This window comes from Streptomyces sp. 4F14 (genome assembly GCF_048159485.1).
GTDB lineage: Bacteria > Actinomycetota > Actinomycetes > Streptomycetales > Streptomycetaceae > Streptomyces.
The window spans coordinates 368,278-390,874 of record NZ_JBLRVY010000004.1; the positions used below are offsets into that span (position 1 = coordinate 368,278).

Genomic DNA, 22,597 nt, shown 5'->3' on the forward strand with positions numbered 1-22,597 from the left:
TGTCTCCACGGGCACCGTCGGCCTTGACCTCGCGGTCCGCATGAATGCCCCGGCGTTCGGTGACGTTCTCTGTCAGCGTCCCTGTCGGCCGAGTCCCCCGAGGGTCCGTTCCCGGGAGGCGTAGCGGGAGACCGCCTGCCGGAGGTCCTCCGCCGTGACGTCCGGCCAGGGTTTGTCCAGGAAGGCCAGTTCGGAGAACGCGGTCTGCCAGAGGTAGAAGTTCGAGGTCCGCGTCTCGCCGCCGGACCGCAGGAGGAGGTCGACGTCGGGGAGGTCGAACCGGTTCAGGTACCGGGCGAAGGTCCGTTCGTCGAGAGGGGCGTCCGGCAGGGTGCCGTTGCGGGCGTCCTCGGCGATCCGGTCGACGGCGCGCAGGAGATCGCTTCTGCCGCCGTAGTCGACGCACATGACGAACGTCAGCCGGTCGTTGCTCCGCGTGACCTGCTCTGCGGTCTCGATCTCGCGTACGAGACGGTCCGGTATCCGGTGCCGGGAGCCCAGCAGCCGAACCCGCACTCCCTGGTTCTGGAAGTACGTGCGGTGGGCGGCGAGGTAGTCCGCGTAGACGTCCATGAGGTCCGCCACCTCGCTCGCCGGCCGTTTCCAGTTCTCCGTCGAGAAGGCGTGCAGGCTCAGGAAGCGGACCCCGAGTCCGAGGGCGCCACCGATGACGTCCTGAAGCGCACGCGCTCCCCGGCGGTGGCCCTCGCTCCGGGGCAGTCCCCGTCGCTGTGCCCATCTGCCGTTGCCGTCCGGGGTGATGGCCACATGGTGCGGTACACGATCTTCGAACATCCCTGGATTCTCGTGGAGAGCGCCCTGCAACGGTGAAGCGGGGGCGGAGCGTCCAGGAGCCAGCCGACCAGGTGGTCGCCTACCTGGACGCCCTTGCCGGAGTCGGTCGCTCTGCCCGGGGGTGCCGTGCGCTTCAGGCCATCCCCGTCGGCCGGATCCGCGACGCGCGGATCGAGAGCAGCCCCGCGGCCATCGTCGCCGAGGCCAGGGAGGCAGAGGGGTTCGGGGTCTCACTCACGCGGCTGCCCTCCTCTCGCTCGGCCAGGACGCCGTTCTTGAACCACCCGCGCGGACCAAGCGGGCGGCGGTCGTTGTCATCATCGCCGGGATCCCGGGTAGGCCCGCCCATATGTTCTTGTGCGCTGAAGCCTCCCCATCCCGGACAGACGTACCGGCTGTCGGGAGGGGCTGTGGGTGAGGTTCTCGCGCTGGCGTCCGCGCTCTGTTTCGGTGTGACCCACTTTGCGAACGGGCTGGTGTCCCGGAGGGTCGACGGGATCGCTGTCGCTCTGTATGCGCAGCTCGCGGGGAGCGGGGTGGCGGTTCTGTGGGCGGTGGTGGATTCCGGTGGTGGGGGGACGGGGGGTGACTACTGGTTCGGTGCGTTGTCGGGGGTGGGTACGGGGGTGGGGGTCGCGTTTCTGTATCGGGCGATGTCGCGGGGGCAGATGAGTGTTGTGGTGCCGGTCAGCGATGTGGGGGCGGTTGCGCTTCCCGTGCTGGTGGGGGTGGTGTTTCTGGGGGAGCATCTGGCCGTGGTGGCGTGGGTCGGTGTGGTGGTTGCCGTGCCCGCGTTGTGGCTTGTTTCGCAGGGGGCGGGGCAGGGGCGGGGCGGGTCGGTGACCGCCGGGGTGCCCGCCGCGCTGGTCGCCAGTGCCGGGTTCGGGGTGCAGTTTCTGGCGATGGCTCAGGTGGACGGGGGGTTGTGGCCGGTGGTGGTCAGCCGGGTCGTGTCCGTGGTGGTGATCGGTGGGGTGCTGCTTGTGTACGGGGCTCCGGTGAGGATGCCGGGGCGGCTGGCGGCGGCTGCCGGTGGGGCCGGTGCGGTGGGGACGGTGGCGATCGTGCTGTATCTGGCCGCGACGCAGCAGCAGTTGATGGCGGTGGCGACTGTGCTGTCCGCGTTGTATCCGGTGATTCCGGTGTTGCTGGCGCTGGTGTTCCTGGGTGAGCGGATCACGCGTCGACAGGCCGCCGGGCTCGTGTGCGCGGTGGCCGCCATCGCGTTGATCGCCCTGCGCTGAAGGCGGCACCTCACCATCACGTGCGGGACCTCACGGTCCCGTACAGGTCATGACGTGCTTGACCCGCGTGTACTCCTCCAGCGCGTACACCGACAGATCCTTGCCGTACCCGGACCGTTTGAAGCCACCGTGCGGCATCTCCGCCACCGTGGGCATGTGGCAGTTGATCCAGACGATGCCGGCGTCGATGCGCCGGGCCATCGTCGTGGCGCGGCGGTGGTCCCGCGTCCACACCGACGCGGCGAGCCCGTAGCGCACCCCGTTGGCCAGGGTGAGGGCCTCCTCGTCGTCGGCGCACGCCTGGACGGTGAGGACGGGGCCGAAGATCTCCTCCTGGACGGCCTCGTCGTCCTGCCGGAGCCCGGTCACGACGGTGGCGTCGTGGAAGAAGCCCGGGCCGGCGGGGACGGTTCCGCCGACGACGGTCCGGGCGTGGGCGGGCAGCCGGTCGAGGACGCCGCGTACCCGGTCGCGCTGGGCGGCGCTGCTGAGCGGGCCGAAGCCGGAGCCGGGGTCCTCGGGCGGTCCCGGCGTCAGTTTGCGTGTCTCGGCGGCCAGGCGTTCCACGAAGGCGTCGTGCACCGCCGTGTCCACGATGATCCGGCACGCCGCCGCGCAGTCCTGTCCGGCGTTGTACAGGCCCGCCGCGGCGATGCCTCGCGCGGCCTCGTCGAGATCCGCGTCGGCGGCTACGACCACGGGTGCCTTGCCGCCCAGTTCGAGGTGGACGCGTTTGACGTCCCCGGCCGCGGCGGAGGCGACCTCGGTGCCCGCGCGGACGCTGCCGGTGATCGCCACCATGGCGGGTCCGGGGTGCCGTACGAGGGCGCGGCCGGTCTCGCGGGTGCCGCAGACGACGTTCAGGACGCCCGGCGGCAGGAACTCGGCGGCCAGTTCCGCCAGCATGAGGGTGGTCAGCGGTGTGGTGTCGGAGGGTTTGAGGACCACGGTGTTGCCGGCCGCGACGGCGGGCGCGAACTTCCAGACGGCCATCATGAGCGGGTAGTTCCAGGGCATCACCTGGGCGCAGACGCCGAGGGGTTCGCGGCGTACGGACGAGGTGTGGCCCGGCAGGTACTCGCCGGTGGCCCTGCCCTCCAGCAGGCGGGCGGCGCCGGCGAAGAACCTGATCTGGTCGGTCATGGCGGGCAGTTCGTCGCCCGTGACCAGGTGCAGCGGCTTGCCGGTGTGCACGACCTCGGCCGCCGCGAACTCCTCGGCCCGCCGCTCCAGCGCGTCCGCGATCCTGAGCAGGGCCCGCTGCCGCTCGCCGGGCGGGGTGAGGCTCCAGCGGTCGAAGGCGTCCTGGGCGGAGCGTACGGCGGTGTCGACGTCGGCGGCGCCCGAGACGGGTGCCGTTCCGGCGGGGCTCCCCGTGGCCGGGTTCACCAGGGTGACGGTCTCCTCGGTCCGCGCCGGACGGAAGGCTCCGCCGACGAAGTTGCCCAGCGGGGGGTTCACCGGACCTCCCCCACGGGCGTGAAGTCACGGGCGGCGATGTGGGGCGGCCGGGGTTCGGGCGCGGCGTACGGCTCTCGGAGTGTGTTGTCGACGCTGTTGTAGACGATGAAGACGTTGGCGCGCGGGTAGGGCGTGATGTTGCCGTTGGAGCCGTGCATGCAGTTGGCGTCGAAGAAGGTCGCGCCTCCCGGCTCCCCGGTGAACTGGTCGATTCCTCCGGCCTGCCCGGCGAGTGCGCGCACCGCGTCCTCGTCGGGCATGCCGACGGTGGGCGCGTGGGTGCGCAGCGAGGTGCGGTGGTGGCCGGGCGGGGTCCGTCCGACGCAGGGGACGAACGTGCGGTGGGAGCCGGGGATGACCATGAGGCTGCCGTTGTAGGGGAAGTTCTCGGTCAGGGCGACGGAGACGCTGAGCGCGCGGGGCCGGGGCATGCCGTCCTCGGCGTGCCAGGTCTCGAAGTCGGAGTGCCAGTAGAACGGGCCGCCGGTGAAGCCCGGTTTGTAGTTGACGCGGCTCTGGTGGACGTACACCTCGGAGCCGAGGAGCTGGCGGGCCACGTCCGCGAGGCGTGGGTCGGCGGTCAGGCGGGCGAAGAGCGGGCTGATGCGGTGCACCTCGAAGACGGAGCGGACCTCCTGCGCGGTCTCTTCGACGACGGTGCGTTCGTCGGCGCGCAGCGCGGGGTCGGCGGCCAGCCGCGCGGCCTCCTGGCGGAAGGCGTCCACTTCGTGGGGGCGGAAGAGGGGGTGCGGGGTGTGGTGGTGGCCCCGGTCGGCGTAGTTCACGGCCTCGTACGGGCCGAGAGGTCCGCCGGAGGGGTCGCCCCACACGACGGGGTCGTGCCGCGGCAGGTGAGGGGCGGGTTCCGTGAGCCGGGTCGGGTAGCGGTCAGTGAGGGTCGTCATGGTGCTGGGTGCCTTTCGCTGCGTGGCAGGCGTTGGGCGCGGGCAGGTCGAGTGCGGGGTTGCCGTCGAAGAAGCCGTTGGGCCGCAGGGTGAAGCCGGTGGCCACCACGGGCATGGCCGGCCAGTCCTCGGGCCGTACGACGTGGTGTTCGCCGAAGGTGTGCCAGAGCACGATGTCGGCGTCGGCGGTCGGCCGGTCGGCCTGGACGTAGGCGGGCAGGCCCGCGTCGCCGGGGTGCTGGTTGGGGTAGTCGCCGGCGGCGTACATCTGGGCCGGGTCGTGGGCGGTCACCCAGAGGTGGCCGTAGCAGAACCGGGCGCGGTGCCAGGCCGGGGTGCCGGCGGGCTGCATGGGCAGCAGGCCGGAGGAGGGGACCAGTTGGTAGGCGGTCGGTTCGCCCAGGCCGTTGCGGCGGTGGGGGTTGACGATGTTCCAGTGCCGGCCGGTGGCCGGGTGGGCGAGGCGCTGCTGTGCCTGGGTCTCCGAGGCCAGCAGGCGGGGTTCGGTACGCCAGGCGTTGCCGTACGGATTGTGGTCGTCGACGGGCAGCGGCACCGAGTCGACCTCGTACACGGAGTTGTGCGGGCCGTCGACGGCCATGTCCAGGCGCATGGAGAAGAAGTGCTGGTGGTGGGGGCCGTAGAGGCCGGGGGCGACGGCCGTGCCGGAGGGCGGGCAGGTGCCGGTGTAGGCGCCGGTCGAGATCATCCCGGTGAGTTTCACCTCGAAGGCGATGGTGCCGTCCAGGTACAGGTACCAGAAGTAGCCGTACTGGTAGTTGCCGAGCACGGCGAACGACGAGATGACGAGCCGGCGCTGGCGGCGGGTGACGACCCGGCCGGTGCGGAAGTCCGTGTGCTTCCAGGCGATGTTCATGTCCTCTTCGTGGAGGCAGATCGCGTGCGGCAGGGTGACCGGCTCGCCGTCCTGGTCGTGGGCGACGGCGTCGAAGTAGTGGATCTCGCCCAGGCAGTCGCAGCCGCGTTCCAGGGCGTTGACCATGAACCCGGCGCCGTACTCGCCCTCGTCGAAGGCGTTCTTGAGGCGGTGGGTGAATCCGGCGTCGCCGTAGGGCGTGTACATCTCGGCGAGGGAGGCGCGGTGGAGGATCGGCCGGACGCGGCCCTGGTCCTGGTAGCCGACCTGGTGCAGGACCAGTCCCTCGCGGACCGTGAAGCCGAGGCGCAGCCGCCACTTCTGCCAGCGGACGGCGTACCCGTCGACGTCGAAGCTCGGCCCCTGGGGCTGGGTGATCTCGATGGGTTTGAGGTCGGTGCGCTCCTCGACGGCGGGGGGCCAGTTGTCGTCGTCGCCGCGTTCGTCGGGGTCGTAGTTCCCCGAGAGCGAGGGAAGCGGCACCACGCCCCGGTCGAGGACGTCCAGGATCTCCAGGGAGTCGAGGTCCACGAGGACCACGAGGTTCTCCACCGGGCGGGCGTAGCCGTTGTCGCGGGGGTGGGCGCGGACGAAGGTCAGCGCGTACGCCAGCCGTCGTCCCGGCCAGTCGGTGTGGTGTCCGGGGTGGCCGGTCGGCCAGGCGTCCACCATGGCGAGGGAGAAGTCGGTGACTCCGCGCCGGCGCATCGCGTCCTGCCAGCGCCCGTCCGCGCGGACCGCCGCGTCGCACTGCGCGAAGTCCTCCTCGGTGACGGCGGTACGGGCCCCGGGCAGCGCGCGCCAGGACGTCACGTCCTCGGCGGTCAGGGACACCACCGCCTCGTAGGTGCGGCGGTGGCGGCGGTCGCGCAGCACGACGAACACCTCGCGCGGCGGGGCGCCGGGTGCCCCTTTGGGCGGTTCCTTGAGCGCCATCATCACGAAGCGCGTGTCGGGGGTGAGCCCGCGCCGGGACTTGAGCAGGGTGGCGGCGAGCCGGATCTCGTCGGCGGTCAGGGGTTCGAGGGGGTGCCGGTGGCGTACGGCCGTCGAGGTCACCGCGGCCTCCTGGGGAGCGGGGCGGCCGCCTGTGTCACGTCGTGCCGCAGCGCCTGGAGGACGAGCGTGCGGCCCGCGTCGAGGTAGAAGTGGGTGCCGGGGAAGCGCCGGTGGCGTACGGCGGGGAAGCGGGTGAGCTGGCCCCAGTCGTCGAGGCGGCGCTGTACGAGGGTCTGGTCGTCCGCGCCGGCATAGACGGCGATCGGCACCGGCAGCGGGAGGCCGTCCGGGCGGTGCCGGTAGGTCTCGGCCGCGGTGAAGTCGGCGCGCAGCGCGGGCAGCAGGACGCGCAGGAGCTCTCTTTCCTCACGGATCCCGGCGGGGGTGCCGCCGAGGCGGACGACTTCGCCGAGGAACGCGTCGTCGGGCAGGCGGTGGCAGGGGCGGGCCGGTGCGGTGAGCCGGTGCGGGGGTTCGCTGCCGGAGACGACGAGCAGGGCAGGGGGCCGGCCTCGGCGCAGCAGGACGCGGGCGGTCTCGTACGCGACGACGGCGCCGAGGCTGTGCCCGAACAGGGCGTACGGCCGGGGCTGCGCCTCGGTTCCGAGGGCGTCCAGGGCGTCGGCGGCGCAGCCGTGGGCGAGTTCGCTCACGCTGGTGCGGGGTGGTTCGGCCCAGCGGCCGTCGCGTCCCGGGAGTTCCACGGGGCGGACGTCGATGCCGGGGGCGAGGGCGGGGATCCAGGCCCGGTACGCGCCGCTGCCGGCTCCGGCGTGCGGGAAGCAGAAGAGGCGGATCCGCGGGTCGTCGTGGTCAACGGTCATCGGGAGGGTCGCCTTCCCTTGCGTGTGCTGCGCTGTCGGCGAGGCCCCGGACGGTGGGGGCCGCGAGGAAGTGCTCCAGGCGGACGTCCAGGCCGTGTTCGGTGCGGGCCCGCGCGACGAGGCGGGCGGCGTGCAGGGAGCTGCCGCCGGCGGCGAAGAAGTCGTCGTCCGCCCCGAGGCGTTCGCGGCCGAGGAGCCGGCCCGCGAGGCGGGCCAGCGCGTCCCGCAGGGCGTCCGGCTCGGCGGGGTGGTCGTGCGGCGCGGGCGCGAGGCGGGGCAGGGCGGCGTAGTCGGTCTTGCCGTTGCCGGTGACGGGGAGTTCGGGCAGGAATCCGTAGGCGGCGGGGATCATGTGGGCGGGCAGGGTGCGGCGCAGGTGTGCCGTCAGGCCGGCGGCGTCGGGCGGGTGGCCGTCCGTGGTGACGACGTGCGCCTCGATCCGGTCCTCGACGGCCCGGACGGCGGCGGCGTGCACACCGGGGTGGCGTTCCAGGGTGTGCTGGATCTCGCCGAGTTCGACACGGTGGCCGCGCACCTTCACCTGGCGGTCGGTGCGGCCGAGGAAGTGCAGGACGCCGTCCCGGTCTCGGCGGACGCGGTCGCCCGTGCGGTACATGCGGGCGCCGGGCCGGTCGGTGAAGGGGTCGGGCAGGAAGCAGCGGGCGGTCTGCCCGGGACGCCGCCGGTAGCCGCGGGCCACGCCGGCCCCGCCGACGTACAGTTCGCCGGGCCGGTCGGGCGGGACGACGTCGCCGTACTCGTCCAGGACGTGGACGCTGACGTTCGCGAGCGGAGTGCCGATCGGCACGGGGGCGTCGCCTGCGCCGGGGTCGCAGCGCCAGGAGGTGACGTCGATGGTGCACTCGCTGGGGCCGTAGAAGTTGTGCAGGCGGGCCGTGGCGATCTGCGTGTGGAAGCGGTCGACGAGGCGCGGTGGCAGGGTCTCGCCGCCGCAGAAGACGTAGCGCAGCCCGCTCACCTCGGCGAGTGTCGGGGCGTCCTCGTCCAGCAGGAGGTCCAGCAGCGAGGGGACACACGCCAGTACGGTGACCCCGGTGTCCCGCATGAGGGTGAGCATCCGGTGGGGGTCGCGCAGCGCCTGGAGCGGGGGAACGACGAGGGTGGCACCGGCCGCCAGCGGGGCGAAGATCTCCCACACGGAGATGTCGAAGCCGAGGGCGGTGTGGTGCAGCACCACGTCGGAGGGGCGCAGCGCGAAGGTGGCGGCGTCCCAGTACAGCCGGTTCGTGAGATTGCGGTGCTCGACCTCGACGCCCTTGGGCGTGCCGGTGGAGCCCGAGGTGTACAGGACGTAGACGAGCGAGTCCGGGGCGGCGGGCCGACGCGGTGCGGGCCGCTCAGGCGTACGTGTCACCGGCCGGGCGTCGCGCAGGACGAGAGCGGCACCCGCGTCCTCGGTGAGGAAGGCGAGGCGTTCCGGGGGAAGCGTGGGGTCCAGCGGCAGATAGGCGGCGCCCGCCTTGAGCACGCCGAGAATGGCGGTCACGGCCGGGGCGCCGTGTTCCATGTGTACGCCGACGACGTCCCCGGCGCCGATCCCGCGCCGGGCGAGGTCGTCGGCCAGGTGCCCGGCCTCCGCGTCGAGACGGGCGTACGTGAGGTCTCCGTCGTGATCGCGTACGGCGACCGCGTCCGGGTGGTCGGCCGCGGCCAGCTCGATCAGCTCGTGGACACACCGGTCGGACGGGTAGACCGCCTCGGTGCCACGGGCGGGTTCCCGTAGCCGTGCCTGCTGACGCAAGGTGCTCTGCCGCCGGACGGGTTCGGTACGGCGGCCCGGTTCGGGAAGCGCGGGGTCCGACGGTCCGTGGCGCGCTGTCTCCGTGAGGAGGCGGCGGTGGCAGGCGGCGACGGGGCTGTCGTCGGAGAGGCCGTACGCGCCGTGGACGTGGACACTGTGGCGGACGCAGTCGTCGGCCAGCGCGATGACCGCGTCCGTGAGGGCCGATGCGTCGGTCGGCACGGTCCCGTCGAGGTCGCGCAGGAGCGCGTCGTTCGCCAGCCGCAGTCCCTCCAACCGGATCCGCTGCTCGGCGAGGGGGAAGGCGACGGCCTGGTAGGCGCCGATGGGGCGGCCGAACTGCGGCCGGTTCCGGGCGCGTTCCACGGCCTTGTTGAGCGCGGCGCCCGCCAGGCCCAGCAGGTGGGCGTTGCGCAGGAGTGCGCACGTCGTCCAGAGCGGGCCGGCAGGGGCGTGGGCCAGGTCGTCGGGCCGGTCCACGGCCGTGAGCGGATCGCCGGGGATCGGGTGGCGTGTCACCGCGGCGGGCCGCCGGAGGGTCACGGCATCCGGCGTATCCGTGGCCGGCCACAGCACGAGGTCCGGTGGTCCTCCGGTGAACCACGCCGGGCCGCCCTGTCCTGCGGCCACGCCGATGCGGCAGGTGCCCGCGCGGACGTCCCGGGCCGCCTCGGGGGCGATCCGGCCGAGCAGCGGGAGCGCCGCGAGGGCGTCCAGGGGGTCGCTCGGGGCGTGCACCTGGCCGAGGTGGTCGGCCAGGCAGGCGGCGTCGGTGGCGGTGAGCCCGAGACCTCCCTCGTCGGCGGGCAGACAGGCGCTGTTCCAGCCGTCCTGGGCGAGCCCGTGGCGCACCTGGTCGATGTCGGCAGGGTCGCAGGAGGCGAGCGTCTCGGCGAAGTCGTGGAGCAACTGGCGTTTCCAGGCGCTGTGGCGAGGCATGTCAGGTCTGCTCCTCCCAGGGGTCGCCGCCGTCGAGCAGGTCGGTGGCCACGGTCGACAACTGCATCTCCGAGGTGCCGGCGGCCAGCGTCAGTCCGGGGGCCTCGCGGACGGCCATCAGCAGGTCGGGGAAGGCAGCGGATCCCTGCGGGCCGAGCAGGTCCCACGCCCGGTGGGCGATGTGCTGGGCGAGTTCGCTGTTCCACCACTTGGCAGCGGCGGCGGCAGCCGCGCCGAGTTGTCCCCGGGCGAGATCGGCCACGGCCTGCCAGCCCAGCAGCCGGGCGGAGGCCACCTCGACATCGAGCCGGGTCAGTTCGGCCGCGAGGACCGGCGTACCCCGCCCCTCGATCGCCCGCACCAGTTGGTCCAGCCAGCGCCGGGCCCGGCCGGCGAAGCACACGCCGGTCCGTTCCGTGCCCAGGGCCCGGGTGAGCATCGACCAGCCCGCGCCGGGCGCACCGATCAACGCCTCGTCATCCACCTCGGCGCCGTCCAGCCGGACCGTGAAGAACTGTTCCGGGTTGACGGTCGGCAACGCCTCGACGTGTACGGCGGGATGGTCCAGGGGCACGACGAACAGGGATATGGCCGCGTAGGCGTTGTCCGTGGCGCCGGTGACGCGGGCCGCGCAGATGCCGTAGGAGGCGTCCGAGGTCGTGGCGTTCCAGGTCTTCGTGCCGGTCAGGCGCCAGCCGTGCTCGGTGCGTTCGGCGCGGGTGGTCAGGGCGCCGAGGTCGCTGCCGGCGTGCGGTTCGGTGTACAGCACGGCGAAGGTGACGCGGCCCGCGGCCATCTCCGGGCAGTAGCGGCGGCGCTGTCGCCCGGTGCCGAACGACAGGAGCGTGGTCCCGGCGTTGTCGATCGTGTTCACGCGGGCGCTGTCGGGGACGCCGTGCAGGGCGAGTTCCTCGGCGACCACGGCGCTCGCGGACACGCCGGTGCCGCGCCCGCCGAACTCGGGGGGCCAGTGCGGGGCGAGCAGGCCGCGGGCGCCGAGTTCCCGATAGGTCAGCCGGGGTGGCGAGCACGCCTCGTGCGGTGGCGTCCGCCAAATTCCGTTGAGTTCTTCCCGCAATTTCGACGCGGCCAATGATTGCCGTACTTCCTCGCGTAAATCGGAGTCGGCCAGGGGGAGTGAACTGGACACGGAAATCCCCACTCGATCGGTGTCTCCTGTCGCTCCACCAGTGTGGGGACGGCGGCACGCCCTGTGTCAAGGGCCTCGTGCGCCTCTCTGACGGCGCCGTTCCCCGCACACAGGATCGAAACCCGTGAATTTGCGACGTCTTTCCCTGCCCCCGTGAAAGAAAACAAAGGAATTCCAGCGGTGAGAAGTTGACGCCCGCGCAGATATCTCCTTACGTTGGCCGCACCGCTGCCACCCCGCCCTCTCCCCCGCTCCGTGACCGTCCGCCTGTTCCCTGACCATCCCTGGCTCCCAGGAGGGATCCATGACGACGAACGAGCGAACCGCACCCACCGACCAGCAGAAGGACCAGGTCAGGTCCGTCTACCGCCAGGTGGCCGACGAGTACGACGAGCGCATCCCCGGACACGGCCCGTGCGACGAGATGTTCACGACCACCGAGCGCCGCTTCCTGCTCGCGGCGATCCGCCCCGGCGAACGCGTCCTGGACATCGGCTGCGGCACCGGCCGGTTCACCGTGCCCATGACGGAACGCGGCGCGCAGGTCACCGGGCTGGACCTGTCGCACGCGATGCTGGACGTCGCGGCCGGCAAACTCAGCGAGCGGGGTCTGACGGCCGATCTGCGCGAAGGGGACATGACGCACATGCCGTTCCCCGACGGCTCGTTCGACACCGTCACCAGCATGCTCGCGCTCATGCACCTGCCCCTGGAGGACCGGCCGGCCGTCTTCGCCGAGGTGCACCGGGTGTTACGGCCGGGCGGGCGGATGCTGCTCGGCGTCAAGAACTCCCTGTTCGAGGAGATGTTCACCGCCGACCGTTTCGCCTCGGTCGACGTCACGGACGTGGAGAACAAACAGCTCCTGTTCACCGGGACCCGCAGCGGCGAGGAGTACCTCGCCCCCTGGTTCAGCTTCAGCCCGCACGACCTCACGGCCCTCTTCGCCGGCGTCGGCATGACCGTCACCCGCCTGCGCGGCAACACGCCTCTGGCGGCCTGGCTGGCCGACGAGGTCCTGCGGGACGACGCCGTACGGACCCTCGTCGACCGGATGGAACGCTTCCTCGGTGAGATACCGCCCTTCAACCACCTCGGGTACCACCTGCTGGCGGAGGCGGTGAAACCGGCGGTCGGAGGGGCCGGTTCATAGACACACGCGGGAGGCTTCGTAGGCACACGCGGGAGGTTTCGTAGGCACACGCGCGAAGCAAAAAGGAGCCGCTGACCGGGTCAGGTGCTCACAGACGGCCCGCAGGCCCGATCGGCTGGTTCCCCGGACCGGCGCGGTGCGGCGGTCCGGCGCGGGAAGCGGGCTCCGGCAGCCTCCCGTCCATGCTGCGACTCCCTCTGCCACGAGCCCTGACGGCCGTGGCCGTCCTCTTCGCGTCCACCGTGCCGGCCGTCTCTTCGGCCTCCGGCCCCGACGATCCGGCGCAGTACGTCGACCCGTTCGTCGGCGCCGCTGGGCGGCGTCCAGTGGAGTCCGGACACGGTGACGTACCAGCACGGCGGGTACGCGTACGGCGACCACCGCATCCGGGGCTTCAGCCTGCGGCATCTGTCCGGCGGCGGTTGCGCCGCCTACGGCAACGTCCCGTTCCTGCCCACACAGGACACCGAGCCGCCCCCGTACGCGACGTTCTCGCATGTGGACGGTGAACGGCTGCCCGTCGCGGCCGGAGTCGACGACGCGGTCGCGCCCGGCACGGGCCACGCCGGTCACGGTCGTGCCGTAGCGGACCCTGGCGCCGAGGGTGTCGGCGGCGGCTGGAGGTACCGTTCGGCCCAGTCGCCGCCCGTCGGGTAGGTGGCGCCACGGGGCGCGTCCAGCCGGTCGGCGCGAGCAGTTTCTCGGCGGCGGGGTCGGTGATCTCCGCCCACGGAGAGAACAGCCGTACGTGCTCCCACTCGCGGACGGCGGTGCCGGCCGAGGTTCCGCTGGACGAGGTGGATGGGGGCGGCCAGGCCCACCGGGCCCGCTCTGATCACCACGACGGGCAGTGGGTCGGCGGTGGGCACGCTGTTGACGGGCACAGCCACGAGGCTCCCCTTTAGTTCGACGTTCGTCGATGAATTGCCGTCAGCATCGTCAACATAGACGTATGTCGAATACGAAGGCGCTGCCGCTCCTGGAACCCGCCGCCGCGACACCATGCTGCCCGCCGCTCACAGAGCGCCCCTTCACCACCGAGGAGGCGGAAACGGCCGCGCGGATGTTCAAGGCGCTCGGCGATCCGGTGCGGCTGCGGCTGTTCTCCGCGGTCGCCTCGCACGAGGGCGGCGAGGCGTGCGTGTGCGACATCTCCGACGTCGGCGTCTCCCAGCCGACCGTGAGCCACCACCAGAAGAAGCTCAAGGACGCCGGACTGCTCACCTCCGAGCGGCGCGGCACCTGGGTCTGCTACCGCGTCGAGCCGTCCGTGCTCGCCGCGATGGGCAAGCTGCTGACCATCGCACCGGCTGCGGCCTGACGGCGACGAGGCCCCGGGCGCCCCGCACACCACAAGTACACGTTTCCCTGAATTCAGGGAAACCTGTACCCTCATGGATGTGCTGACAGTCGCCCCCGACATCGAGGTGCTGGCCCGCTTCGGCCGCGCGCTCGCCGATCCGATCCGCTGCCGCATCCTGCTCGCCCTGCGCGAAGCCCCCGCCTATCCGGCCGACCTCGCCGACGCCCTCGGCATCTCCCGCACCCGGCTGTCGAACCACCTCGCGTGCCTGCGGGACTGCGGTCTGGTCGTCACCGTGCCCGACGGCCGCCGCACCCGTTACGAACTCGCCGACGAGCGACTCGGCCACGCGCTCGACGCCCTGCGTACCGCCGTGGTCGCCGTCGAGACGGACCGTACGTGTGCCGAGGCCGAGGAGAAGGGCTGCTGCTGAATGACCGCGATATCCCTCGGCCCCAGCCCCGCCCGCCGCGACATGCTCGCCCGCCGGATACGGCTGTTGGCCGCCGCGACCATCGCCTACAACGTCGTCGAGGCGATCGTCGCCATCACCGCCGGAACCCTCGCCTCCTCCACCGCGCTCATCGGCTTCGGCCTGGACTCGGTCATCGAGGTCTCCTCCGCGACGGCGGTCGCCTGGCAGTTCTCCGCCCGCGACCACGCCGCCCGCGAAGCACGCGAGAAGACCACCCTGCGGATCATCGCCGTCTCGTTCCTCGCGCTCGCCGCGTACGTCACCGTGGACGCCGTCTGTGCGCTCACCGGCTCCGGCGAGGCCGAACGGTCGATTCCCGGCATCGTCATCGCCGCCTTGTCCCTGGCGGTGATGCCGTTCCTGTCCGCCGCCCAGCGCAGAGCCGGACGCGAACTCGGCTCCGCCTCGGCGGTCGCGGACTCCAAGCAGACCCTGCTGTGCACGTACCTCTCCGCCGTACTGCTGGCCGGCCTGGTCCTCAACGCCACGCTCGGCTGGTCGTGGGCCGACCCGATCGCCGCCCTGGCCATCGCGGGCATTGCCGTGAAGGAGGGGCTGGACGCCTGGCGGGGGAAGGGCTGCTGCGCGCCCACGTCCACAGCCGAGGCCGATACCTGCGGCTGCTCCAGCCCTACGGCGGCCCGTCCAGCGGCCGGGTGAACGGGCACTCCCGAAGCCGGTCGGACCCGCGCGTCTACCTCCCCGGCTCCCCCTTGAGGAAGGCCAACAGGTCCGCGATCTCCCGGGCCGCCTGGCGGGCGGGTCGGCCGACGCCGATGAGGGTGACGGAGACCAGTCCGGTCCAGTCGCCGTAGCCGAGCAGGTGCAGGCGCGGCTCCCCCACCGCCCGCGTACCGGTGATGGCGATACAACCACGTCGGCCTGACTGTGCAACCGACGATGATGCCGGACCGGGGCAGCGGTGAGCGCTCCTGGTCCGACCTACGGTCGATCTTCGTCCCGGAGGGCGCCACGACGACGCTCACGGCGCTCCCCGACGCCGAGCAGGAGCGGGTGTTCACGGAGTGGCGGTCGACGTCCGTGGTGGCCGCGCTGGGCGCGTCGCTGGCCGAGAACTCGCCCCGGGCCGGACCAGCCCCCTGTCGATTATTTGGTGGCGACCACGTACACGCTGACCCACTCCCGCTTGGGGTCGGCGATCCGCAGATCGAAGGGCCACGGCTCGGCCGCACCGCCAGACCATGGCACAACCTGCCTTCTGCATGGGTGAGCACTGGTGGGGCGGGCGGGACTCGAACAAGGCAGTCATCGCCCTGGTTCGGTGGTCTTCCGTGTTCCCGATGCCGTCGCGGGTCCGGACCTATCGGTGTGGCCCGCTCTCACGGATGCGGCCAATTGTCGTGACCGACGGGCGCCTACGTGCAGTTCCTTGCGGAGAGTCTCAGCCGACGCGGGTCGTTGATGGCGTTCCCTGTGTCGGGTGTCGATTCCTCTGGCTCTTTCCAGCAGGCCGGTTTCTTCGGTGGTCCTGCGGTCTTGTCGTACGGGGTCGGGTTCCAGGGGTTCGGGGCGGTGGATGAGGAGTTCGACCGAGAGCAGCAGGGCGACGGGGGGCCAGCCGGCGACGAGGACCGGTTTCCACTGTGCGCTGGGTGCGGCGGCGACGTTGGCGGCCAGGGAGACGGCGATGCCGAGGAGGAAGGACGCTCGGATCGACCAGCGGGCGCGGCGGGAGAGTTCACCCGGGTGTTTGAGGAGCCCTGCGGTGGACAGGAGCAGCAGTCCGTCCACCGAGAGCGGCCACAGGGAGGCGCTTACCGTGTCCGCGCCTCCTTGGAGGGCGAAGTCCCGTTGGTGGATGTAGGAGGCGTAGGCGGCGACTCCCGCAACGGTGAACGCGCACAGGGAACGCACCCAGGTGTCGAGATCGCGGGTGCGTCGGCCGGAGGGCGAACCGGTGTCCTCGTTCCCTGTCATCGCTTCCGAGCCTCTCGCGGGGTACTGGATGCCTGTGTGTCCGGAGGGTCCGGTACTTCCCGTCCGTACGACGAGCTGCGGCGCTTCCGCTCGTGTGACCGGACTCCTGCGGCACGTGCGGTGTGGCTTTCCTGATCGGCAGTTGCGGGGCCGCGGCAACGCGCGGCCAAGAAGGTCAGCCGGACGGTCTCGGGGGACTCCCCGCGCTTTTCCCCAGTCATGTCCGTACAGGAGCAGCAGTCACGGTTACGACGCGAGGTGTGGCGGTGCGGTCCGGATGCGGACCGGCCCGTTTGCCGACGTGTCCGTCGGATGACTCGCCTCGTGTTCAAGGGGCGGCAAGCCGACCTGTGTCTACCTCTCACCGCGTCCTGGACGTCGTGCGGTGCGGTGTCGCGGGCGGTCGTGAAGAGGGGTGGCGTCGCGTCGAGTCGGCGTGCGGACCCGTGGGCGACGGCCACCAGGTCGGGGAGGGTCGGCCTTCGGTCCTGAGGGGCCTTCGTGGTCTCGCGGTGGCTGGTCCTTGTGCGGTGTCGGGGGCGCATTCTCGGTCTCCTCGCGGCAGGCGCCCACACGTCGCCTACACCCCAGAAGACCGCGATTTAACTCTGTTTTGGCCATGGACTGCCGAAGAACTCTCAGATGACCTAGATCACCACTAAAGCCTGGATCAGCCCCTCACACACGCGCGTCAGCTCGCGCGTTCCCGCCGCGGCAATTGTCACTGTTTGGCGGTTCCTTGTCGCCGGTCCGGTCCTGTAGGGGGTCCCTCTTCCCCTACCTGAGGAGGCGCCCGGTCATGGCTTCCTCCCGCCATGAACACCGCCGTAATGCCCCCGTTCTGCCGCTGGACACCGTCCGGAAACGCTTCGCCCTGCTCGTCGACGGACCCGCCCCGCTGACCGTCGACGGCAGCCGCTTCCACGGCCTGCCCCACCGGCCCGTCCCCCTCGACGAACTGCGCGCACTCCTGCTGGCGCCCGCATGCCCCCGCCTCACCCGCGACGCCGTATGGACCCACCTCGTACGCCGCTCCCGCCAGGACGGCGCCCTGTGGGTACTGGCCTGCGCAGGGATGGCGCTGCCCGCCCTCGCGGGAGTCGTACGGCGGCTGTCGGACCGCTTCCCGGGAGAAGCGTCCGACCTCCAGGCCGAGGTCGTCTCCGGGTTCCTGGCCGGACTCGCCTCCGTCGATGTGGTCCGCCCCCGGGTCCTCCCCCGGCTGCGGTGGGCCGCCTACCGGCAGGGCCACGCCGCCCTCACCAAGGCCCTGGACGCCCCCACCCCCGTCGCACCCGGGTTCGGGCCGTCCGTACCCCGACCCCCGTACGGACACCCGGACCTCGTCCTCGCCCGAGCGGTCCGCGAAGCGGTCCTCACCCGGACCGAGGCCGACCTCATCGGGACCACCCGGCTCGACGACACGACCGTCACCGACTGGGCGGACCACCACCGCACCACCCCCAACGCCGCCTACAAGACCCGCCGCCGCGCGGAAGCCCGGCTCGCCGCCTTCCTCCACGACGAGGCCCCTGATGTCCGCGACGACGACCCCGCCGCCCACGCAGCGATCAACGCCCTGCCCCTGCCCCGCACGGAGCACGCAGAGAAATCCCCGCCGGCCGTGGCCAAAACCGGCCCGGATTCCGGCCTTTTGAAGTGCGGGGGTTCCCCGCCCCCTTCCCGTCCCTCTCCGGCTCCGGAGGTGCGCTGATGCACCGGGCATTCCCCCTCCGCCGCCTCCGGCCCACCGCCGCCCGGGCTCTCATCGCGGACCGGCGCTGGACCCTCTGGTGGCTGCTGATCACCGCAAGCGTGCTGGTGGTGTGCCTGCTGGGGGCGTCGTCCGCGTCGGCCGCCGAACCCGGCCAACCCCTGGGGGCGGCAGCGTCCGTGGACGAGGTCCTCACCAACATCCGCAACTGGATCATGGGCATCGCGGCCGGGCTGGCCACCGTGTTCCTGTCGATCGGCGGCCTGCGCTACATGATGGCCGGCGGCGACCCCGGCGAGGTCGAGAAGGCCAAGATCGCCTTCCGGGGTGCCGGCTGGGGCTACAGCGTGGTCGTCCTGGCACCGCTGATCGTCCAGATCCTCAAAGGGATCGTGGGCGCCTGATGTCCGCACAGGCCGGACAGTCCACAGCGTCCACCGGACATCGCCCGGCGTTCCCGCCGAACCGTCAGGACCGGCGCCGGTGGCGCCGGGTTCTGGTGCTCGGGTTCGTGGTGCCGGCGGTGTGCGCCTCGGTGTTCACCGCCAGCGCCGACCCCAGCCCGAGCCCCGCCCCGGCACCAGTGCCCACCGCATCCGCGAGCCCGGTCCCATCGCCGTCGGGTACGTCGTCTCCGTGTATCGCGGCGGACTGCCCCCCGCAGCCCGAGACGTCCCCGGTGCCGTCGGCCAGCGCGATGCCACCGGCCGAGGTCCCCGACGCGGGCGGGGGCGGCGGGATCGCCGGGTGGATCGCCAGGGGCATCAGCAGCGCGATCACCGGGTTCTTCACGTCCATCGTGAAGTCCGCGCTCAACCCGCTGCTGGACCTCCTCAGCGACACCCTCCTGACTACCCCGAACCCCGCGTCCCTGCCCCGGGTCGGGGAGTTGTGGACCAACTCCTGGCAGATCGCGCTGGCCTGCTACGCCCTGCTCGTCACTCTCGCCGGGATCCTGGTCATGAGCCACGAGACCGTGCAGACCCGCCACTCCCTCAAGGACATCGCCCCGCGCGTCCCGGTCGCTTTCCTCGCCGCCGCGCTGTCGCTGTTCCTCGCGGGCCAGGCCGTCGACCTCGCCAACGCCCTCTCTCGTGCCGCGCTCAGCGGCGGCGCCGACGCCGACACCGCCGGGCCCGCGCTGCGCGACTTCGTCCTGAGCGCGTTCAGCTCCAGCGAGGACAGCGTCTTCCTGGTCCTGATGTGGCTGGTCACCATCGTCGTACTGGTCGCCCTGCTGGTGACCTTCGTGGTCCGCGTCGCCCTCACGATCATCCTGGTCGTCGCCGCGCCGCTGGCCCTGATCTGCCATGTGCTGCCGCAGACCGACGCCGTCGCGCGCTGGTGGTGGCGGGCCTTCGGCGGGGTGCTCGCCATCCAGGTCGCACAGTCCCTCGCCCTGATCACGGGAGTACGGGTGTTCCTGACACCGGGTGGGCTCGGTGCGGGCGGCTTCTTCGGGTCCGACGCCAACGGGCTCGTCGATGTCCTCGTCACGTTGGCCCTGATGTACATCGTCTTCAAGATCCCGTTCTGGATCCTCGGGTCAGTACGCCTCAGCAGCGGCCATTCCCTCGCCGGGAGCGCTGCACGGGCGTACGTCATGTACAAGACGTTCGGCTTTCTCCACGGCCGCCACACCGCTGTCGCCACGGGTACGGCGCGACGTAACCCGCCTCCGGGAGGGGCGGGTTGGGCGCCGCGCTCCGGCCGTCCTGCCGGGCCTCGCCCCGGTGGTCCACCACCACGCACAGGACCGGCGTTGTTCCTCCCGCCGCACGCCCCCTCTCCCGGGCCGAGCGCTCCGACCGGCCGTGCCGCGGGGCCTCCGCCGACGCCGACCTTCCAGGCTCCCGGGCCTTCGACGCCAGCCGTGCCGTCGCCCCGGCCGCTCTTCCCGCCAGGTCTCCCGGCGTTCCAGGCGCCCGGCTCCACCGCTCCCACCCCAGCGGTTCAGACATCCGGCAGGGCACCGGTGCCGGCCCGGCCCCTCTTCCAGCCGCCCACCCCACGACCCCACACCCCGCCCCGGTACACCACCGGGCGCCCAGCCCCGGCCGTCTTCCAGCCGCCCGTACCCCCACCTCCACCACCCCGTCCCGCGCGTACCAGCCCACCGCCCTCGACGACGTTCGTCGCCCCTCCCCCGCCCCGCGCCCACCGCACCCGAGGAGGCGGTACCCCGTGACCCAGCCCGTCCGTATCCCTGCCGACGTCGACCGCCCGGACACCGTCCTCGCGGGCCTCACCGCCCGGCAACTGCTGATCCTGTCCGTGACCGGCATCGTCCTCTACGGCACGTGGTCCGCCGTACGGTCCTTCGTGCCCGTGCCGGTGTTCCTGATCCCCGCGATCCCCCTCGCGGCCGCCGCCACCTTCATCACCCTCACTCAACGCGACGGCCTCCCTCTCGACCGCCTGCTCCTGGCCGCCGTACGCCAACGCCTCGCCCCGAGGCTCCAGGTCGCCGCGCCGGAAGGCATCCACCCCGCACCCGCCTGGCTCGCCGACCGCGCAACCGCTTCGGCATCCCCGGCAACGCTCCACCTGCCGGCCGAGGGGGTCACGGAGGCCGGGGTCATCGACCTCGGCACCGACGGCATCGCCGCGATCGCGGTGTGCGGGACCGTGAACTTCGCTCTGCGTACCCCCGCCGAACAGGACGCCCTGGTCGCCGGGTTCGGCCGCTACCTCCACTCCCTCACCGCCCCCGCCCAGCTCCTCGTACGCTGCCAGCGCCTCGATCTCACCGCCCAGATCGGCGAGTTGAGGCAGCGGGCCGTATCGCTTCCGCATCCGGCGCTGGAGGCCGCCGCCCGCGAGCACGCCGACTTCCTCGACCACCTCGCCTCCGACAGCGACCTGCTCTCCCGTCAGGTCCTACTCGTCCTGCGTGAACCCGTCCACCCCACCACCCCGGCCCGCACTCCTTCGTCCACTCTCGCGCGTCTGTGCAAGGAGCGCCGCCGCGTAAGCACGGTGGACCCGGCCGCCCGGCGCGCGGCGCAGACCCGTCTCGTCCGCCGCGTCCACGAGGCCGCCGCTCTCCTCGGCCCGCTCGGTGTCCCGGTCACGCTCCTGGACGCCGGGCAGGCGACGGCGGTCCTGACCTCCGCCTGCAACCCCGACAGCCTCCTGCCCGCGAACGCGCACCTCTCCAGGGCCGGCGACATCATCACCACCGGACCGGACGGACAACCGCAGTGATCCAACAGCCAGGCAGTGGAGGTGCGTTCACCCCGGACGCGATCACCGTCGCACCCCGTCACCTGGAGGTCGGCGGTGACTGGATCGCCTCGTTCGCGATCACCGGCTACCCGCGCGAGGTCCACCCCGGCTGGCTCCAGCCCCTCCTCACCCACCCCGCCCGCCTCGACATCAGCCTCCACCTCGAACCCGTCGACCCCACCACCAGCGCCACCCACCTCAAACACCAGCTCGCCCGCCTCGAATCAGGCCGACGCCACGCCTCCGAACACGGCCGCCTCACCGACCCGTACGCCGAAGCCGCCACCGAGGACGCGTACGACCTCTCCGCCCGCGTCGCCCGCGGGGAAGGCAAGCTCTTCCGCCTCGGCCTGTACCTCACCGTCCACGCGGGCAGCCGTGAAGAACTCGCCGAGGAGACTGCCGCCGTACGGGCCCTCGCCGCCAGCCTCCTCCTCGACGCGAAGCCCACCACCTACCGCACCCTCCAGGGCTGGACCACCACCCTCCCCCTCGGCCTCGACCCCATCCGCATACGCCGCACCTTCGACACCCAAGCGCTCGCCGCCGCGTTCCCCTTCACCAGCCCCGACCTCCCCACCGACACCGCCCCCACCGGCGTCCTGTACGGCTACAACCTCGGCAGCCAGGGCCTCGTGCACTGGGACCGCTTCACCCTCGACAACCACAACAGCGTCGTCCTCGGCCGCTCGGGCGCGGGCAAGTCGTACCTGGTCAAGCTGGAGTTGCTGCGGTCGCTGTACCGGGGCATCGAGGCGTACGTCATCGACCCCGAGGACGAATACACCCGCCTCGCCGGCGCCGTCGGAGGGACCAGCATCCGCCTCGGTGCCGAAGGCGTCCGTCTCAACCCCTTCGACCTCCCGGTCCACACCCGCCCGGACGGCCGCCGTACCGCCCCCAAAGACACCCTCACCCGCCGCGCCCTCTTCCTCCACACCGTCGTCTCCGTCCTCCTCGAAGCACCGTTGACGCCCGACGAACGGGCCGTCCTCGACCAGGCGCTCGCCGCCGCCTACCAGCACGCGGGCGTCACGACGGACCCACGGACCTGGACCCGGCCCGCGCCCCTGCTCGCCGACCTCGCCCACGCCCTGCGCCGTACGAAGAACCGCACCGCCGCAGACCTCGCCGCGCGGCTGCGGCCGTTCACCGAGGGCGCGTTCTCCGGTCTGTTCGCCGGGCCCACGAGCACCCGTCCCGACGGGCACCTCGTCGTGTTCTCCCTGCGGGACCTCGCCGACGAACTCAAGCCCGCAGCGACCCTGTTGACGCTGGACACCGTCTGGCGGCAGGTCTCGAACCCGGCCGTACGCCGCCCCCGGCTGGCGACCGTGGACGAGGCATGGCTACTGATGAAGTCGGCCGCGGGCGCCGAGTACCTGTTCCGGATGGCCAAGTCGTTCCGAAAACGCTGGGCGGGGCTCACCGTGGCGACCCAGGACGCCGCCGACGTCCTCGCATCCGATCTCGGCAAAGCGATCGTGGCCAACGCGGCCACCCAGATCCTCCTGCGCCAGGCACCCCAGGTCATCGACGAGATCGCCCGCACCTTCGACCTCTCCCAGGGCGAACGGCAGTTCCTGCTGACCGCCGACCGGGGCCAGGGCCTTCTTGCCGCCGGCACCCACCGCGTCGCCTTCCAGGCCGTCGCCTCGCCGATCGAGCACCAGCTCATGACCACCGACCCCGCCGAACTCGCCGCCCACGCCCAGCAGAACGCAAGCGAGCAGGGCGTGTTCTTCGACCTCGGGCAAGAGAACGTCCCATCCGACCCCGGCGACATCGAGATCGACCTCGACAGCTCATGAAACCGACTTCACCTCTCCG

Annotated in this window: 20 protein-coding genes and 1 pseudogene; 11 read left to right on the top strand and 10 right to left on the bottom strand. The window is 72.0% G+C overall.

Annotated features, from left to right (window positions below):
- Positions 1–72: 72 nt before the first annotated feature.
- On the bottom strand, positions 73–795 hold the full coding sequence (gene uppS, locus ACLZOT_RS08780) for a polyprenyl diphosphate synthase (RefSeq protein ID WP_416968196.1): 723 nt from the start codon (positions 793–795) through the stop codon (positions 73–75).
- A 410-nt stretch (positions 796–1,205) separates the two neighbouring features.
- Here uppS and ACLZOT_RS08785 point away from each other — a divergent pair, with 410 nt between their 5' ends.
- Positions 1,206–2,039 (top strand): EamA family transporter, encoded by an 834-nt coding sequence (locus ACLZOT_RS08785; RefSeq protein WP_416968197.1) that lies wholly within the window; start codon positions 1,206–1,208, stop codon positions 2,037–2,039.
- Between the two features lie 30 nt (positions 2,040–2,069).
- Here ACLZOT_RS08785 and ACLZOT_RS08790 read toward each other — a convergent pair whose 3' ends face one another.
- Genes ACLZOT_RS08790 through ACLZOT_RS08815 form a run of 6 tightly spaced genes read right to left on the bottom strand, consistent with a single transcriptional unit; the run spans position 2,070 to position 10,968 of the window.
- Complete coding sequence (locus ACLZOT_RS08790) at positions 2,070–3,500, bottom strand: aminobutyraldehyde dehydrogenase (protein ID WP_416968198.1); 1,431 nt, start codon at positions 3,498–3,500, stop codon at positions 2,070–2,072.
- Entirely contained in the window at positions 3,497–4,405 is a 909-nt protein-coding gene (gene thpD, locus ACLZOT_RS08795; protein WP_416968199.1) for an ectoine hydroxylase, read from the bottom strand. The genes ACLZOT_RS08790 and thpD overlap by 4 nt, the downstream gene beginning before the upstream one ends.
- On the bottom strand, positions 4,389–6,341 hold the full coding sequence (locus ACLZOT_RS08800) for a primary-amine oxidase (RefSeq protein WP_416968200.1): 1,953 nt from the start codon (positions 6,339–6,341) through the stop codon (positions 4,389–4,391). Before ACLZOT_RS08800 ends, thpD begins: the two co-directional genes overlap by 17 nt.
- Entirely contained in the window at positions 6,338–7,105 is a 768-nt protein-coding gene (locus ACLZOT_RS08805) for a thioesterase II family protein (RefSeq protein WP_416968201.1), read from the bottom strand. Before ACLZOT_RS08805 ends, ACLZOT_RS08800 begins: the two co-directional genes overlap by 4 nt.
- On the bottom strand, positions 7,095–9,806 hold the full coding sequence (locus ACLZOT_RS08810) for an amino acid adenylation domain-containing protein (protein ID WP_416968202.1): 2,712 nt from the start codon (positions 9,804–9,806) through the stop codon (positions 7,095–7,097). The genes ACLZOT_RS08805 and ACLZOT_RS08810 overlap by 11 nt, the downstream gene beginning before the upstream one ends.
- A 1-nt stretch (position 9,807) precedes the next feature.
- Entirely contained in the window at positions 9,808–10,968 is a 1,161-nt protein-coding gene (locus tag ACLZOT_RS08815) for an acyl-CoA dehydrogenase family protein (RefSeq protein ID WP_416968203.1), read from the bottom strand.
- Between the two features lie 292 nt (positions 10,969–11,260).
- Between ACLZOT_RS08815 and ACLZOT_RS08820 the strand changes: the two genes are divergently transcribed.
- The 5 genes from ACLZOT_RS08820 to ACLZOT_RS08840 all read left to right on the top strand — a co-directional run bounded on the left by ACLZOT_RS08820 (position 11,261) and on the right by ACLZOT_RS08840 (position 14,547).
- Complete coding sequence (locus tag ACLZOT_RS08820; protein ID WP_416968204.1) at positions 11,261–12,109, top strand: class I SAM-dependent methyltransferase; 849 nt, start codon at positions 11,261–11,263, stop codon at positions 12,107–12,109.
- Between the two features lie 342 nt (positions 12,110–12,451).
- Complete coding sequence (locus tag ACLZOT_RS08825; protein WP_416968205.1) at positions 12,452–12,766, top strand: hypothetical protein; 315 nt, start codon at positions 12,452–12,454, stop codon at positions 12,764–12,766.
- A gap of 295 nt (positions 12,767–13,061) precedes the next feature.
- Positions 13,062–13,430 carry an ArsR/SmtB family transcription factor gene (locus ACLZOT_RS08830; protein WP_416968206.1) on the top strand — a complete coding sequence of 123 codons (369 nt, stop codon included), beginning with the start codon at positions 13,062–13,064 and terminating at the stop codon, positions 13,428–13,430.
- Between the two features lie 79 nt (positions 13,431–13,509).
- Positions 13,510–13,845, top strand: a complete 336-nt coding sequence (locus tag ACLZOT_RS08835) for an ArsR/SmtB family transcription factor (protein ID WP_416968323.1) — start codon at positions 13,510–13,512, stop codon at positions 13,843–13,845.
- Complete coding sequence (locus ACLZOT_RS08840) at positions 13,846–14,547, top strand: cation transporter (protein ID WP_416968207.1); 702 nt, start codon at positions 13,846–13,848, stop codon at positions 14,545–14,547.
- Positions 14,548–14,581: 34 nt separating this feature from the next.
- On the opposite strand, the pseudogene ACLZOT_RS08845 reads toward ACLZOT_RS08840, so the two are convergent.
- Positions 14,582–14,806: pseudogene (locus tag ACLZOT_RS08845) on the bottom strand (hypothetical protein); the annotation flags it as partial.
- 347 nt (positions 14,807–15,153) lie between these two features.
- A complete protein-coding gene (locus ACLZOT_RS08850) occupies positions 15,154–15,825 on the bottom strand; it encodes a DUF2637 domain-containing protein (protein WP_416968208.1) in 672 nt (223 codons plus the stop codon).
- 799 nt (positions 15,826–16,624) lie between these two features.
- Here ACLZOT_RS08850 and ACLZOT_RS08855 point away from each other — a divergent pair.
- Positions 16,625–17,539 (top strand): hypothetical protein, encoded by a 915-nt coding sequence (locus ACLZOT_RS08855; RefSeq protein ID WP_416968209.1) that lies wholly within the window; start codon positions 16,625–16,627, stop codon positions 17,537–17,539.
- On the top strand, positions 17,539–17,943 hold the full coding sequence (locus ACLZOT_RS08860) for a pilin (protein ID WP_416968210.1): 405 nt from the start codon (positions 17,539–17,541) through the stop codon (positions 17,941–17,943). Before ACLZOT_RS08855 ends, ACLZOT_RS08860 begins: the two co-directional genes overlap by 1 nt.
- Positions 17,944–18,007: 64 nt before the next feature.
- Here ACLZOT_RS08860 and ACLZOT_RS08865 read toward each other — a convergent pair whose 3' ends face one another.
- Positions 18,008–18,355, bottom strand: coding sequence for a hypothetical protein (locus ACLZOT_RS08865; RefSeq protein ID WP_416968211.1), 348 nt, complete (start codon positions 18,353–18,355; stop codon positions 18,008–18,010).
- On the opposite strand from ACLZOT_RS08865, the gene ACLZOT_RS08870 reads away from it, so the two are divergent.
- From ACLZOT_RS08870 to ACLZOT_RS08880, 3 genes are read left to right on the top strand one after another with little or no spacing between them, the layout of a single operon-like run.
- Positions 18,339–19,727 (top strand): hypothetical protein, encoded by a 1,389-nt coding sequence (locus ACLZOT_RS08870; RefSeq protein WP_416968212.1) that lies wholly within the window; start codon positions 18,339–18,341, stop codon positions 19,725–19,727. The genes ACLZOT_RS08865 and ACLZOT_RS08870 overlap by 17 nt on opposite strands.
- Positions 19,724–20,746 carry a PrgI family protein gene (locus tag ACLZOT_RS08875; protein ID WP_416968213.1) on the top strand — a complete coding sequence of 341 codons (1,023 nt, stop codon included), beginning with the start codon at positions 19,724–19,726 and terminating at the stop codon, positions 20,744–20,746. Before ACLZOT_RS08870 ends, ACLZOT_RS08875 begins: the two co-directional genes overlap by 4 nt.
- Entirely contained in the window at positions 20,743–22,578 is a 1,836-nt protein-coding gene (locus ACLZOT_RS08880) for a VirB4 family type IV secretion system protein (RefSeq protein ID WP_416968214.1), read from the top strand. The genes ACLZOT_RS08875 and ACLZOT_RS08880 overlap by 4 nt, the downstream gene beginning before the upstream one ends.
- Positions 22,579–22,597: the final 19 nt, after the last annotated feature.